This is a genomic window from Streptomyces sp. AC1-42W (genome assembly GCF_003248355.1).
Lineage (GTDB): Bacteria > Actinomycetota > Actinomycetes > Streptomycetales > Streptomycetaceae > Streptomyces.
This window is the reverse complement of sequence record NZ_QKWY01000002.1, coordinates 3,214,550-3,227,796: the sequence shown is the minus strand read 5'-3', so window position 1 is coordinate 3,227,796 and position 13,247 is coordinate 3,214,550. Positions and strand designations below refer to the sequence as shown.

The 13,247-nt window shown below is 72.2% G+C and carries 10 protein-coding genes and 1 pseudogene; 3 read left to right on the top strand and 8 right to left on the bottom strand.

From position 1 onward, the window contains the following. Positions 1-7: 7 nt before the first annotated feature. Together DNK56_RS32240 and DNK56_RS32235 are read right to left on the bottom strand one after the other, a co-directional pair. Positions 8-1,747, bottom strand: a complete 1,740-nt coding sequence (locus DNK56_RS32240; protein WP_199563558.1) for a BCCT family transporter — start codon at positions 1,745-1,747, stop codon at positions 8-10. Positions 1,748-1,859: 112 nt separating this feature from the next. Further along, positions 1,860-2,906: pseudogene (locus DNK56_RS32235) on the bottom strand (M14 family metallopeptidase); the annotation flags it as partial. Between the two features lie 164 nt (positions 2,907-3,070). Here DNK56_RS32235 and DNK56_RS32230 point away from each other — a divergent pair. After that, positions 3,071-4,111 (top strand): LacI family DNA-binding transcriptional regulator, encoded by a 1,041-nt coding sequence (locus DNK56_RS32230; protein WP_111339289.1) that lies wholly within the window; start codon positions 3,071-3,073, stop codon positions 4,109-4,111. Between the two features lie 167 nt (positions 4,112-4,278). Beyond that, a complete protein-coding gene (locus tag DNK56_RS32225; RefSeq protein ID WP_111339288.1) occupies positions 4,279-5,157 on the top strand; it encodes an oxygenase MpaB family protein in 879 nt (292 codons plus the stop codon). Between the two features lie 12 nt (positions 5,158-5,169). On the opposite strand, the gene DNK56_RS32220 is transcribed toward DNK56_RS32225, so the two are convergent. Both DNK56_RS32220 and DNK56_RS32215 read right to left on the bottom strand, forming a co-directional pair. Then, positions 5,170-5,802, bottom strand: a complete 633-nt coding sequence (locus DNK56_RS32220) for a TetR/AcrR family transcriptional regulator (RefSeq protein ID WP_111339287.1) — start codon at positions 5,800-5,802, stop codon at positions 5,170-5,172. Positions 5,803-5,897: 95 nt separating this feature from the next. Then, positions 5,898-6,374 (bottom strand): macro domain-containing protein, encoded by a 477-nt coding sequence (locus DNK56_RS32215; protein ID WP_111339286.1) that lies wholly within the window; start codon positions 6,372-6,374, stop codon positions 5,898-5,900. A 145-nt stretch (positions 6,375-6,519) separates the two neighbouring features. Between DNK56_RS32215 and DNK56_RS32210 the strand changes: the two genes are divergently transcribed. After that, positions 6,520-7,251 (top strand): MerR family transcriptional regulator, encoded by a 732-nt coding sequence (locus tag DNK56_RS32210; protein WP_111339285.1) that lies wholly within the window; start codon positions 6,520-6,522, stop codon positions 7,249-7,251. Between the two features lie 73 nt (positions 7,252-7,324). On the opposite strand, the gene DNK56_RS32205 is transcribed toward DNK56_RS32210, so the two are convergent. Genes DNK56_RS32205 through DNK56_RS32190 form a run of 4 tightly spaced genes read right to left on the bottom strand, consistent with a single transcriptional unit; the run spans position 7,325 to position 13,075 of the window. Next, positions 7,325-9,496: a 3-hydroxyacyl-CoA dehydrogenase NAD-binding domain-containing protein gene (locus DNK56_RS32205; protein ID WP_111339284.1), complete on the bottom strand. Its 2,172-nt coding sequence runs from the start codon at positions 9,494-9,496 to the stop codon at positions 7,325-7,327. A 31-nt stretch (positions 9,497-9,527) separates the two neighbouring features. Beyond that, on the bottom strand, positions 9,528-10,742 hold the full coding sequence (locus DNK56_RS32200) for an acetyl-CoA C-acetyltransferase (protein ID WP_111339283.1): 1,215 nt from the start codon (positions 10,740-10,742) through the stop codon (positions 9,528-9,530). 39 nt (positions 10,743-10,781) lie between these two features. Continuing rightward, a complete protein-coding gene (locus DNK56_RS32195; RefSeq protein WP_111339282.1) occupies positions 10,782-11,924 on the bottom strand; it encodes an acyl-CoA dehydrogenase family protein in 1,143 nt (380 codons plus the stop codon). Beyond that, on the bottom strand, positions 11,924-13,075 hold the full coding sequence (locus DNK56_RS32190; RefSeq protein WP_111339281.1) for a CaiB/BaiF CoA transferase family protein: 1,152 nt from the start codon (positions 13,073-13,075) through the stop codon (positions 11,924-11,926). The genes DNK56_RS32195 and DNK56_RS32190 overlap by 1 nt, the downstream gene beginning before the upstream one ends. Between the last annotated feature and the right edge of the window lie 172 nt (positions 13,076-13,247).

The window sequence follows — 13,247 nt, the reverse complement described above, 5'->3', positions numbered from 1 at the left end:
GGTCCCGCTACTTCGGGTGCGGGGCGCCCGGTCCGTCGTGGCGTTCGGTGGTGATCTGGCTGTCGCCGGGGCCGATGCGGATTTCGAAGTCGCCGTCGTACCGGGCGTGGCCCTCGATGACCGCGGACTCGACGGCCTCCACGCCGAACTCGCGGCGGACGATCAGCGGGTCCTGGCGCAGGTCCCGCATCAGGGCCACGCACATGGCGACCATCACGATCGTGAAGGGCGCCGCCACCAGGATGGTCAGGTTCTGGAGGCCCGCCAGGGCGTCGCCCTTGCCGTTGCCGATGAGCAGCATGACGGCCGCGACGGCCCCGGTGACGACGCCCCAGAACACGACGACCCAGCGGGCGGGTTCCAGGATGCCCTTCTGGGAGAGGGTGCCCATGACGATGGAGGCGGCGTCGGCGCCCGAGACGAAGAAGATGCCGACGAGCACCATCACCAGGATGCTCATGACGGTGGCGATGGGGAACTGCTGGAGCACGCTGAAGAGCTGGGCCTCCTGGGTGTCGGCGCCGCCGAGCTTGCCGCCCTCCTGGAGCTTGATCGCGGTGCCGCCGAAGACGGCGAACCAGATGAGGCTGACGGTGCTGGGCACCAGGATGACGCCGCCGATGAACTGGCGGATGGTGCGGCCCCGGCTGATGCGCGCGATGAACATGCCGACGAAGGGCGTCCAGGAGATCCACCAGGCCCAGTAGAAGACGGTCCAGCTGCCCAGCCAGTCCGCGACCTCGCCCTCACCGGTGGCCTCGGTGCGGCCGGCGAGCTGCGCCAGGTCGCCGAAGTAGGCGGCGATCGAGGTGGGCACCAGGTCGAGCACGATGATCGTGGGGCCCGCGATGAACACGAACACGGCCAGGACCAGGGCGAGCACCATGTTGATGTTGGACAGCCACTGGATGCCCTTCTCCACGCCGGAGACCGCCGAGGCGATGAACGCGGCGGTCAGCACGGCGATGATCAGGACGAGCAGGCCGGTGCCGGTCTTCTCCATCCAGTTCAGTTCGTGGAAGCCGCTGCCGATCTGGAGGGCGCCGAGTCCCAGGGAGGCGGCCGAGCCGAAGAGGGTGGCGAAGATGGCCAGGATGTCGATGAACCGGCCGAGGCCGCCGTGGGCGCGGTCGGGGCCGATGAGCGGTTCGAACACGGCGCTGATGGTCTGCCGCCTGCGGCGCCGGAAGGTGCTGTACGCGATGCCCAGGCCGACCACCGCGTAGATGGCCCAGGGGTGCAGCGTCCAGTGGAAGAGGGTGGTGGCCATCGCCGTCTGCATCGCCTCCGCCGCGTCGGCGGGGTGGGTGCCGGGCGGCGGGTCGGTGAAGTGGGCCAGCGGTTCGCTGACCCCGTAGAACATCAGGCCGATGCCCATGCCGGCGCTGAACATCATGGCGACCCAGGAGACGGTGCGGAATTCCGGCTCCTCGTCCTCCTGGCCGAGGGTGATGTTTCCGTACCGGCTGATGGCGAGCCACAGGGCGAAGACGACGAATCCGGAAGCGGCCAGCATGAAGGCCCAACCGCCGTTGTGGATGAGCCCGTTGAGGGCCTTGTCGGAGACGTCCTCCAGCGAGTCGGTGGCGGTGGCCCCCCAGATGACGAAGGCCAGGGTGAGGCCGGCCGTCACGCCGAACACCACCCGGTCGGTGACGGGGCGCCGGTGCTGTCCCGGGTCGCCGGGGAGGTCCGCCGTCACCGACAGCTCCCCTCTGCCGCCCGTTCTCTGATCGTCCTGCGACACGAATGGCACCTTTCACGGAAAACTGACAAATCGCTCTCCGTAGGCAGTACCACATCAAAGACATATCTTTTGGTAGCAACAAGCGGGATCAGCCGCGGGGCGGGACGCCGGCGGCCGACCGGGAGTGCGCGGTGGCGGCGGCGATGGACGTGCGCCGCTCGACCGCGTACCGCAGGAGCCCCCGGATGGCGGCGAGTTGGGCGGCGACCCGGCGGCGGCCGGCGAGGGCCGGGTCGGCGCGCTCCTGCTCGGTGAGCGCGTCCGTACGGGATTCGACCAGCAGTCCGACCGCGTGCGCGAGGCCCGCCCGGTTGCGCAGGATGCCCGCCCGGCCGTCTCCCCCGACCCACCGGACCGGCTGCCCGGTGACCGGGTCGGTCCAGACGCCGTACACCCCGGTGCCGAACCCGGCCTCCCGCACGGCCGACCGCACCCCGTCCATGGCGAGATCGCGCGCCGCCTCGCGCAACGGCCCGTCGACGCCGGGGTTACGGGGCCACAGGACGAGCAGGTCCTTGTCGTAGTACGGCGAGACGGCGCCGTACTCGTGCAGGTCGGCGACGACATCGGGGCGCCGGGCGTCCAGTACGGCGGCGACGGCCCGCGCCTCGGCGGTGCGCAGGGCGACATGGTCCCGGTTGACGTCCACGCCGTCCCCGTTGCCCCGGCTGCCCGCGGCCAGGCCGTCCGGGTTGGCGGTGGGCAGCACGAGGACGGTGGTCCGGGCGAGGAGGGCGCGGGTCGGGGCGTCGGTGGCGCGGGCGAGGTCGCGGACCGTGCTCAGGCACGCCTCGCGGGGGCCGGGTTCGTCGCCGTGCTGGCCGCAGACCAGCAGGACGGTGAGCGCCGCCGGGTCGGTGCTGCCGATGCGCACGAGGCGCAGGGCGCGCCCCTGGCCCGTGGTGCCGACGCGTCGCACGGAGACCCGGTCGCCGCGCCGGGCGAGGGCCGCGAGCAGCGACGCCTCCTCGGACTGCCCGGTCCAGCGCGCCCCGCCGGACCGTTCGAAGCCGGTCCGGGGCACGGGGGCGCGCGCCGCGTCGGAGGGGACGGTCAGCAGGGGGACGCTGAGGGCGGCGGAGGCGGCCACCAGGGCGAGGGTGCGGGCACGGGTGCGCCGGGGCGGCAGCGGTCCGCCGCCTGTCGGCGCGATCGGCATGGGCGGAAGATACTGCGGCCGGCGGGCGCCGCGACAGGCCCGTGCACGGCCCGGTTCACGGGGAACGGGGGCCGGGGTGGCGGCCGTTAGGCTGACGCCCGTTGTTCGCGCCGATCGGCCGGCCCGGCCGCCTCGGCCTCCCGCCGCGCCGTGAGGAGCGTCCCTTGCCCGGTCCGACCCCCGATGCCCCGCTCCACGCGCGCCCCACACTGGAGGCGGTGGCGGCCCGTGCCGGAGTGTCGCGGGCGACGGCCTCCCGTGTGGTGAACGGCGGCGCGGGCGTCCGGCAGCCGCTGGTGGACCAGGTGCGCAAGGCGGTCGAGGAGCTGGGCTACATCCCGAACCACGCCGCGCGGACCCTGGTGACCCGGCGCAACGGGGCGGTGGCCGTGATCATCGACGAGCCGGAGGCGCGGATCTTCTCGGACCCGTTCTTCTCCCAGCACATCCGGGGCATCAGCCGGGAACTGGGCGCGCATGACGCGCAGTTGGTGCTGCTTCTGGTGGAGGGGCGCGGGGATTTCGAGCGGGTCAGCCGCTATCTGGCCGGGGGCCATGTGGACGGGGTGCTTGCGTTCTCGCTGCACACGGACGACGAACTGTCCACCGCCATGAGGCGCTTCCGCGTCCCGGCCGTCTACGGGGGCAGGCCCGGCAGGCCGGGCGTCCCGGCCGACGAGGTGCCGTTCGTGGACTGCGACAACCGGGGCGGCGCCCGGGAGGCCGTGCGCCATCTGGCCGGGCTCGGCCGCCGGCACATCGCGCACATCGCGGGCCCGCGCGACCAGACGTCGTCGCTGGACCGGATCGACGGCTACGCGGACGTGCTGCCGGACGCCGATCCGGCGCTGCTGGTGGACGGCGACTTCACGGTGGAGGGCGGCGCCCGTGCCATGGCGGAGCTGCTGGACCGGCGGCCGGAGGTGGACGCGGTGTTCGCGGCGAACGATCTGATGGCGTCGGGGGCGCTGCGGGTGCTGCGCGAGCGGGGGCGGCGGGTGCCGCAGGACGTGGCGCTGGTCGGGTTCGACGACATGGAGTCGGTCGCCGAGACGACGGACCCGCCGCTGACGACGATCCGTCAGGACGTGGTGGGCATGGGCCGGTTGATGGTGCGCCTGCTGATGGAGCGGCTGGAGGACGGGGGGCCCGGCCCGAAGCCGGTGATCACGCCGACCCGGCTGATACGCCGCGCGTCCGCCTGACCGCGGCCCGCCCCGCGGCGGTGTTGACGGGACCGGTGATACAAGTCAATAGTATTTGTATCTTTGACTCTCCGCACCCGGCGCCTCGTCATATGGCGTGACAAGGCGGGTCAGTTGTGACGCCCGTTCGGCGGTGGGGAGCCCGGAAACGGACAGGAGGGCGCACCATGGGCCGGTACAGCCGCCTGCGCGAGATCCGCCGGATGGACCCGTCGCGGGACTACGCCGAGATCCTCCGGCTGATCTCCCAGTACGAGTTCCCCTGGGACTACCGGCAGGGCGTGAGCGTGGCGTTCCTGCGCGATTACGGGGTGCCCAGGATCTCCGTGCTCCTCGACCGCACCCAGGAGTTCGAGCGCAACGGGCAGAAGCGGTACGACGACACCGTGCTGATCGGGTACGAGATGGCGATCGACGGGTTCGACTCGGAGCGGGGGCGGGCGGCGGCCCGCCACCTCAACCGCATCCACGGCAGGTACCGCATCCCGAACGACGACTTCCGCTATGTCCTGGCGACGACGGTGGTGGGGCCCAAGCGCTGGATCGACCGGTACGGCTGGCGCCCGCTGTGCGCGCAGGAGGTGCGGGCACTGGCGGAGGCGGCGCGCAGGACGGGCGCGCTGATGGGCATCGAGGACGTCCCCGACACGTACGAGGGGTTCGAACGGCTGCTGGACGCGTACGAGGAGCGCATGTTCGCGTACGACCCGGCGAACCGGCGGGTGGCCAGTGCAACGTTCCGGGTGATGGCGAGCTGGTATCCGCGACCGCTGCGGCCGCTCGTCGCCCGGTTCTCGCTGGCGCTGCTGGACGAGCCGCTGCTGCGGGCGCTGGGGTTCGGGCCGCAGCCCCGCTGGGTGCGGAACGCGGCGTCGGGGGCGCTGCGGCTGCGGGCGCGGTGCGTACGCCGGATGCCGGCCCGGCCGCGCCGCTTCCCGTCCCGGCCACGGCCCCGCTCGTACCCGTTCGGCTGGCGGCTGGACGACCTGGGCCCGCACTGGGCACGGAACCGCCCGCTGGAGCCGCTGCCGGACGAGGCGGCCTGAGCCGGACAGGTCCTAGGCGGTGAGCAGGGGGACCAGGCAGCGGCGGGCGAAGTCGCGGACCTGGGCGTCGTCGTCCAGTTCGAAGCAGCTGACCGGGTTGAGCAGGAACGAGACCGTGATCCGGACCATGAGTTCGGCGACGGGGGTCGGGTCGGTCTCCGGTCCGCCCTCCAGGCGCCGGGCCTCGCGCAGCCGGCCCGCCAGATAGTCCCGGATGGCGAGAAGGGCGGGGCCGCTCTCCACGGTCAGGAACGGCAGCATGGTCTCCGGCTCCAGGCGCAGCAGGCCGCCGATGAGAGGGTGCTCGCGGATGTGCCGGAGCACGGCGGCGAAGCCCTCGACCAGCCGGTCCTCCGGTGTGGGCAGCGCGGCGACCGCCTCGTCCACCTCCACGACGAACCGGCGGTACTCGCGCAGCAGGCACGCCGAGACCAGACTGTCCTTGTTGCCGATCCGCCGGTACACGGTCACGCGCGAGACACCGGCGCGCTTGGCGACGTCGTCGACGGTCGAGCGGCGCAGCCCGAAGGTCATGAACTGCTCGCGCGCGGCGTCCAGGATCTGTTCGCCCAGCGCGTCGGTGGGCGCGACCGCCCCGCCCAGCACCCCGGCGGGGGCCGCCCCCTCGCCACCACGTGCCGTCATGGCCCCTCCCCCGTCCGCACCGGCTCGCCCCGGACGGAGCGGCCGCAACAGGGTGACATGCAACGTACCCCCGTATCCAGGCCGGGCCCGGCCCGTCAGCCGAAGTCGTACACGGTCACCGGCAGGCCCCGCTCCGTCAGCCGGGCCGCTATGAGGGGCTCGATCCGGGACCAGGTGCCGCCCGCGAGGCCGCAGCCGATCCGGGGCATGTGGACCGAGGCGCCCAGCTCCCGGGCGCGGTCGGCGACGGTGGCCAGCCCCGTGTCGATCGCCTCGTAGCGCACGGGGACGCCCTTGCCGCCCCGGCGCATGCCGTGCTGGCCGACCAGGTTGGCCACCTCGACGAACGGGGAGACCCGGACGAACTGGACGGCGCCGAGGCCGAAGTCGTTGTGCGCGCGGTCGCGGTGCCAGGAGCGGTAGGCGGCCTCGGGTTCGGGCCAGCGGCGCGAGAGGGCGAGGACGAAGCCCTTGCCCCAGCCGCCGAGATCGTTGCAGACATGCACGATGATCTTGGCGCCCTTGCCCTGCGGCGAGGTCGCGTCCCCCTGTACGTAACTGATCTCGGACATGTGTTCAGGCTAGGCGGCGGCACTGACAACCCTCGGGCAACCGCCGGGCAGGGCTTTCACATCGTTGGTGAGACAGCAATACTGTTGCACCGGGCGGGCAGGTGCGTCGCGGCCCGTTCGCGGCACCGGACACGAGGAGCGGACCATGGCGGCCGAGGCCGAGGAGCCCAAGCTCACCGTCGACGAGCTGGCGGCTCGCGCCGGGGTGACCGTGCGCACGGTGCGGTTCTACAGCACGCGCGGGCTGCTGCCGCCCCCGGTGATCGGGCCGCGCCGGGTCGGGCACTACGGGCACGGCCATCTCTCGCGGCTTGCGCTGATCGAGGAGCTCCAGCACCAGGGCATGACGCTCGCCGCGATCGAACGGTACCTGGAGCAGCTGCCGCCCGACCTGAGCGCCCACGATCTGGCCATCCACCGGGCTCTGGTGGCGTCCTGGGCGCCGGACTCGCCGGAGGACGCCTCGCGGGCGGAGCTGGAGCGGCGGGCCGGGCGGCCGCTCGGCGAGCAGGATCTCGAACGGCTGGCGGCGATGGGCGTGCTGGAGCGGTCCGCGCCCGAGGACGGGGTGTTCCGGCTCGATCCGGGGCTGCTGCGGCTGGGCGTGGAGCTGCTCGACGTACCGATCGCGCACGAGACGATCCTCGCCGCCCGTACGGTCCTGGTGGAGCACACGCGCGCGGCCGCGCAGGAGCTGACCCGGCTGTTCCGGGACGAGGTCTGGGGCCCGTACCGGGAGCGGGAGGCGGACCCCGAGCACGTCAAGGCGATGAAGTCGCTCTCCGCGCACATGCAGCCGATGGTGCTCCAGGCCCTGGTGACGGCGTTCCAGCGCTCGCTCAAGGAGCAGTTGCGGGCCGCGTTCACCGCCGACTGAGCCGACTGGGCCGGAAGACGGGTGTGCCGTACCGCCTCCGGCGAGGGGCGGTACGGCACAGCGGGTCCGGCTGTCAGTCGTGGAAGGTCTCGCCCTTCTCCGCCTTCTCCACCAGCAGCGCGGGCGGCAGGAAGCGGTCGCCGTAGCGCTCGGCGAGTTCCCGCGCGCGGGCCACGAAGCCGGGCAGGCCGCCCTCGTAGCCGTTGATGTACTGGAGGACGCCGCCGGTCCACGGCGGGAAGCCGATGCCCATGATGGAGCCGATGTTGGCGTCGGCGACGGTGATCAGGACGTTCTCCTCCAGGCAGCGGACGCTGTCCAGCGCCTCGGAGAAGAGCATGCGCTCCCGCATGTCCGTGAAGGGGATGTCCGTGTCCGGCTTCCCGAAGTGCTCGCGCAGGCCCGGCCACAGGCGGGTGCGCTTGCCGGCCTCGTCGTACTCGTAGAAGCCGGCGCCGCCGCTGCGGCCGGGGCGGCCGAACTCGTCCACCATGCGGTCGATCACCTCGTCCGCCGGGTGGCCGGGCCAGGTGCCGCCGGCCTCCTCGACGGCCCTGCGGGTCTCGTCGCGGATCTTGCGCGGCAGGGTGAGGGTCAGCTCGTCCATCAGGGAGAGCACCTTGGCCGGGTAGCCGGCCTGGGCGGCGGCCTGCTCGACGGAGGCGGGCTCGACGCCCTCGCCGACCATCGCGACGCCCTCGTTGATGAACTGGCCGATGACGCGCGAGGTGAAGAAGCCGCGCGAGTCGTTGACCACGATCGGGGTCTTCCTGATCCGGCGGACCAGGTCGAAGGCGCGGGCCAGCGCCTCGTCCCCGGTCTTCCCGCCCTTGATGATCTCGACCAGCGGCATCTTGTCGACCGGTGAGAAGAAGTGCAGCCCGATGAAGTCGGCGGGCCGCTCGACGCCCTCGGCCAGCACCGTGATGGGCAGGGTGGAGGTGTTGGAGCACAGCAGCGCGTCCGGCTCGACGACGTCCTGGATCTCCTGGAAGACCCGGTGCTTGAGCGCGGTGTCCTCGAAGACGGCCTCGATGACGGCGTCGCAGCCGGCGAGGTCGGCCACGTCACCGGTCGGCGTGATGCGGGCGAGCAGCTCGTCGCGCTTCGCCTCCGTCGTGCGGCCCCGCGCGAGCGCCTTGGCGAGCAGCTTCTCGCTGTACGCCTTGCCCTTGGCGGCGGCCTCGGCGGAGACGTCCTTGAGGACGACCTCGATCCCGGCCCTGGCGCAGGAGTAGGCGATGCCGGCGCCCATCATGCCGGCGCCGAGGACGGCGACCTTGCGGACGGGGCGCTCCTCGATGCCCTTGGGGCGGCTGGCGCCGGAATTGACGGCCTGGAGGTCGAAGAAGAACGCCTGGATCATGTTCTTGGCGGTCTGCCCGGTGACCAGCTCGGTGAAGTACCGGGCCTCGATGGTCAGCGCGGTCTCGAAGTCGACCTGGGAGCCCTCGACGGCGGCGGCCAGGATGTTGCGCGGCGCGGGCATCGGGGCGCCGGCGATCTGCTTCTTGAGGTTGGACGGGAAGGCCGGCAGGTTCGCGGCGAACCTCGGGTTCGACGGGGTGCCGCCGGGGATCTTGTAGCCCTTGACGTCCCAGGGCTGCTGCGACTCGGGGTGGGCGTCGATGAAGGCGCGGGCCTTGTCGAGCATCTCCTCGGGCGTGGCGGCGATCTCGTGGACGAGGCCGTTCTCCAGGGCGCGCCGGGGGGTGTACTGGGTGCCCTGGAGGAGGACCTTCAGCAGGGCGTCGGCGATGCCCATGAGGCGTACGGTGCGGGTGACGCCGCCGCCGGCGGGGAGCAGGCCCAGGGTGACCTCGGGCAGGCCGATGCGGGAGCCGGGGGCGTCGAGGGCGACGCGGTGGTGGGCGGCGAGCGCGATCTCGTAGCCGCCGCCGAGCGCGGCGCCGTTGATGGCGGCGACGACGGGCTTGCCGAGGGTCTCGATGCGGCGCAGCGAGTTCTTGATGGCGGTGCCGGTGTCGAACGCGAGCTGCGCGCTCGAAGGACCGATCCGGATCATTTCCTTGAGGTCGCCGCCCGCGAAGAAGGTCTTCTTGGCGGAGGTGTAGATGATGCCCCGGATGGAGTCCTTCTCGGCCTCGGCGCGGTCGGCGACGGCCGCGATGGAGTCCTTGAACGCCTGGTTCATCGTGTTGGCGGACTGGTGGGGATCGTCCAGTACGAGGGTGACGACGCCGGTCTCGTCCTGTTCCCAGCGGATGGTCGTGCTCTCGGTCATGGGTGTGTCTTCTCCGTAGGAAGGGGGACGGTCAGAGACGCTCGACGACGGTGGCGATGCCCATGCCGCCGCCCACGCACAGGGTGGCCAGGCCGTAGCGCCGGTCGCGGCGTTCCAGTTCGTCGATGAGGGTGCCGAGGATCATCGCGCCGGTGGCGCCCAGCGGGTGGCCGAGTGCGATGGCGCCGCCGTTGACGTTGACCTTGTCGAGGGAGAGCCCCATGTCGCGGACGAAGCGCAGGACGACCCCGGCGAACGCCTCGTTGATCTCGACCAGGTCGATGTCGTCGATGGTGAGCCCGGCCTTGGCCAGCGCCTTGCGGGTGGCGGGCGCGGGGCCGGTGAGCATGATGGTGGGCTCGGAACCGGAGACGGCGGCCGAGACGATGCGGGCGCGCGGGGTGAGGCCATAGCGCTCGCCGATCTCCTTGTTGCCGATGGCGACGAGGGAGGCGCCGTCCACGATGCCGGAGGAGTTGCCCGCGTGGTGGACGTGGTCGATCTTCTCGACCCAGTGGTACTTCTGGAGCGCCACCGCGTCGAAGCCGCCCATCTCGCCGATGGTCGCGAAGGAGGGCTTGAGCGCGGCGAGGGAGTCGGCGGTGGTGCCGGGGCGCATGTGCTCGTCGTGGTCGAGGACGACGAGGCCGTTGCGGTCCTTGACGGGGACGACGGACCGCGCGAAGCGGTTGTCCTTCCACGCCTCGGCGGCCCGCTCCTGGGAGAGCGCGGCGTACTCGTCCACGTCGCGGCGCGAGAAGCCCTCGATGGTGGCGATGAGGTCGGCGCCGATGCCCTGCGGGGCGAAGCCGGTCTCGTAGTTGGTCATCGGGTCCATGGCCCAGGCACCGCCGTCCGAGCCCATCGGCACCCGGGACATCGACTCGACGCCGCCCGCCAGGATCAGGTCCTCCCAGCCCGAGCGGACCTTGGCGGCGGCCAGGTTGACGGCCTCCAGACCGGAGGCGCAGAAGCGGTTCTCCTGGACGCCGGCGACGGTGTCCGGCAGGCCGGCCGCGATGGCGGCGATCCGGGCGATGTCGGAGCCCTGGTCGCCGAGCGGGCTGACCACACCGAGGACGATGTCGTCCACGGCGGCCGGGTCCAGGCCCGGGAAGCGGTTCCGGATCTCGTGGATGAGGCCGACGACGAGGTCGATCGGCTTGGTGCCGTGCAGGGCCCCGTTGGCCTTGCCGCGGCCGCGCGGGGTGCGGATCGCGTCGTAGACGTACGCTTCGGTGCTCAAGTCAGCAGCCTTTCGGGCGGGTGGTGCGAGGAGGGTGGGTCAGCCGAGCAGCGAGCGGCCGATGATCTCCTTCATGATCTCGGTCGTGCCGCCGTAGATGGTCTGGATGCGGCCGTCGGTGAACGCCCTGGCCACCGGGTACTCCGTCATGTACCCGTAGCCGCCGTGCAGTTGGAGGCAGCGGTCGGCGACGCGCTTCTGCAGTTCGGTCGCCCACCACTTCGCCATGGAGGCGTGTACGGCGTCGAGGGTGCCCTCGGAGTGGTCCACGACGCACCGGTCGAGGAAGGCGCGGGTGACGGCGCACTCGGTGGCCATCTCCGCGATCTCGAAGCGGATGTGCTGGAGTCTGGCGAGCGGCCGGCCGAACGCCTCGCGCTCCTTGACGTACGCGGTGGTGATCTCCAGGAGGTGTTCGGCGGCGGCGATCCCGGCGACGGCTATGCCCATGCGTTCCTGGGCGAGGTTGGTCATCAGGTGGATGAAGGCGCCGTCGCGTTCACCGAGGAGGTTGTCCTTGGGGACGCGTACGTCGTTGAAGAAGAGTTCGGCGGTGTCCTGGGACTTCTGGCCGATCTTGTCGAGGTTGCGGCCCCGTTCGAAGCCCTCGGCGCCGCGTTCCACGACGATGAGCGAGAGGCCCTTGGCGCCGCCCTCCGGGGTGGTCTTCGCGACGACGACCACCAGGTCGGCGAGGATGCCGTTGGAGATGAACGTCTTGGAGCCGTTGAGCAGCCAGTGGTCGCCCTTGTCCTCGGCGGTGGTGCGGATGCCCTGGAGGTCGGAGCCGGCGCCGGGTTCGGTCATGGCGATGGCGGTGATGATCTCGCCGGTGCAGAAGCCGGGCAGCCAGCGCCGCTTCTGCTCCTCGGTGGCCAGGCCGGTGAGGTAGGGGCCGATGATGTCGTTGTGCAGCCCGAGCGCGAGGCCGGGGGTGCCGGCCCGGGTGAACTCCTCGGCGAGCACGGCGCTGTAGCGGAAGTCGGGGTTGCCGCCGCCCCCGTACTCCTCGGGTACGGCGAGGCCGAGGAGGCCCTGGCGGCCGGCGGCGCGCCAGGCGTCGCGGGAGACGATGCCGTCCTTCTCCCACTGCTCGTAGTGCGGAAGGACCTCTTTGGCGAGGAAGGTGCGTACGGTCTCGCGGAACGCGTCGTGCTCTCCGGTGAAGATCTGCCGCTGCATCAGTCGGTGGTGTCCTTCCGGGTGGTGAGCAGGCCGGGTACGTCCCAGTCGGCGGCGACGGCTTCGGTGTCCGCGCCCGGCAGGGCGGGTCCGGTGCGCACGGAGGTGGGCGTGGCCGTGAAGCGGGGCGCGGGCGCGGGCTGGGTGAGCCCGCCGTGTTCGACGAAGGTGGCGCGGGCCGCCAGATGGGGGTGGCGGGGGGCCTCGCGGAGCGAGAGGACGGGGGCCACGCAGGCGTCCGTCCCGTCGAAGACCGCGGTCCACTCGGCGCGGGTCCGGCTGCGGAACCGGTCGGCGACCGCGGTGCGCAGCTCGTCCCAGCGGGCGAGGTCGCCCCGGTCGGGGGCGGTGTCCGCGATGCCGAGGAGCCGGACGAACTCGTCGTAGAACCGCTGCTCCAGCGGGCCGACCGCCATGTACTGGCCGTCCGCGGTCGCGTAGGTGCCGTAGAAGGGGCAGCCGCCGTCCAGCAGGTTGGAGCCGCGCCGGTCCTGCCAGCTGCCGGCCGCGAGCATGCCGTGGATCATCGTGGCGAGGTGGGCGGCGCCGTCGACGATCGCCGCGTCCACGACCTGTCCGGTGCCGCCGGGGGTGCGGGCGTGCCGGAGGGCGGCGAGGACGCCGACGACGAGGTACAGCGAGCCGCCCGCGTAGTCGCCGACCAGGTTGGCGGGGACGGTGGGCGGCTCGCCGGGGCCGCCGATCATGGAGAGGGTGCCGGTGAGCGCGATGTACGCGATGTCGTGCCCGGCGCGCGCGGCCAGCGGCCCGTCCTGGCCCCAGCCGGTCATCCGCCCGTAGACGAGCTTCGGGTTGCGGGCGAGGCAGGCGTCGGGGCCGACGCCCAGGCGTTCGGCGACGCCCGGCCGGTAGCCCTCGACGAGGACGTCGGCGCGCTCGACGAGGTCCAGGACGGTGGCCGGTCCCGCGGGGTCCTTGAGGTCGACGAGCACGGAGCGCTTGTTGCGGTTGGTGAGGTCGCGGGCCGGGTCGATGCCGAGTCCGGCGCCGCCCGGACGGTCGATCCGCACCACGTCGGCGCCCAGATCGGCCAGGAGCATCGCGGCGAAGGGGCCGGGGCCGATGCCGGCCAGTTCCACCACCCGCAGCCCGGCAAGGGGGCCGCGCGGACCGTTCTCTGCTGCTGCCATCGAGCCCCCAGCGGTATGACACAACTGATGTAACACCGATGATGCTAGGAACGCGCCGCGCTCCGCACAACCCCTTGGGCAGAGCAAGCGCTTAGTTCTTTCCCGGACACTCCTGGATACTCCCCCATGACCCCCTCCCGCCCGCAGTCCGCCACGGCGGCCGCGCTAACCT

Coding starts and splice junctions, on each gene's coding strand:
- DNK56_RS32210 (WP_111339285.1), top strand. CDS start 6,520: ATGGCGGCCGAGGCCGAGGAGCCCAAGCTCACCGTCGACGAGCTGGCG.
- DNK56_RS32190 (WP_111339281.1), bottom strand. CDS start 13,075: ATGGCAGCAGCAGAGAACGGTCCGCGCGGCCCCCTTGCCGGGCTGCGG.
- DNK56_RS32215 (WP_111339286.1), bottom strand. CDS start 6,374: ATGTCCGAGATCAGTTACGTACAGGGGGACGCGACCTCGCCGCAGGGC.
- DNK56_RS32195 (WP_111339282.1), bottom strand. CDS start 11,924: ATGCAGCGGCAGATCTTCACCGGAGAGCACGACGCGTTCCGCGAGACC.
- DNK56_RS32225 (WP_111339288.1), top strand. CDS start 4,279: ATGGGCCGGTACAGCCGCCTGCGCGAGATCCGCCGGATGGACCCGTCG.
- DNK56_RS32205 (WP_111339284.1), bottom strand. CDS start 9,496: ATGACCGAGAGCACGACCATCCGCTGGGAACAGGACGAGACCGGCGTC.
- DNK56_RS32220 (WP_111339287.1), bottom strand. CDS start 5,802: ATGACGGCACGTGGTGGCGAGGGGGCGGCCCCCGCCGGGGTGCTGGGC.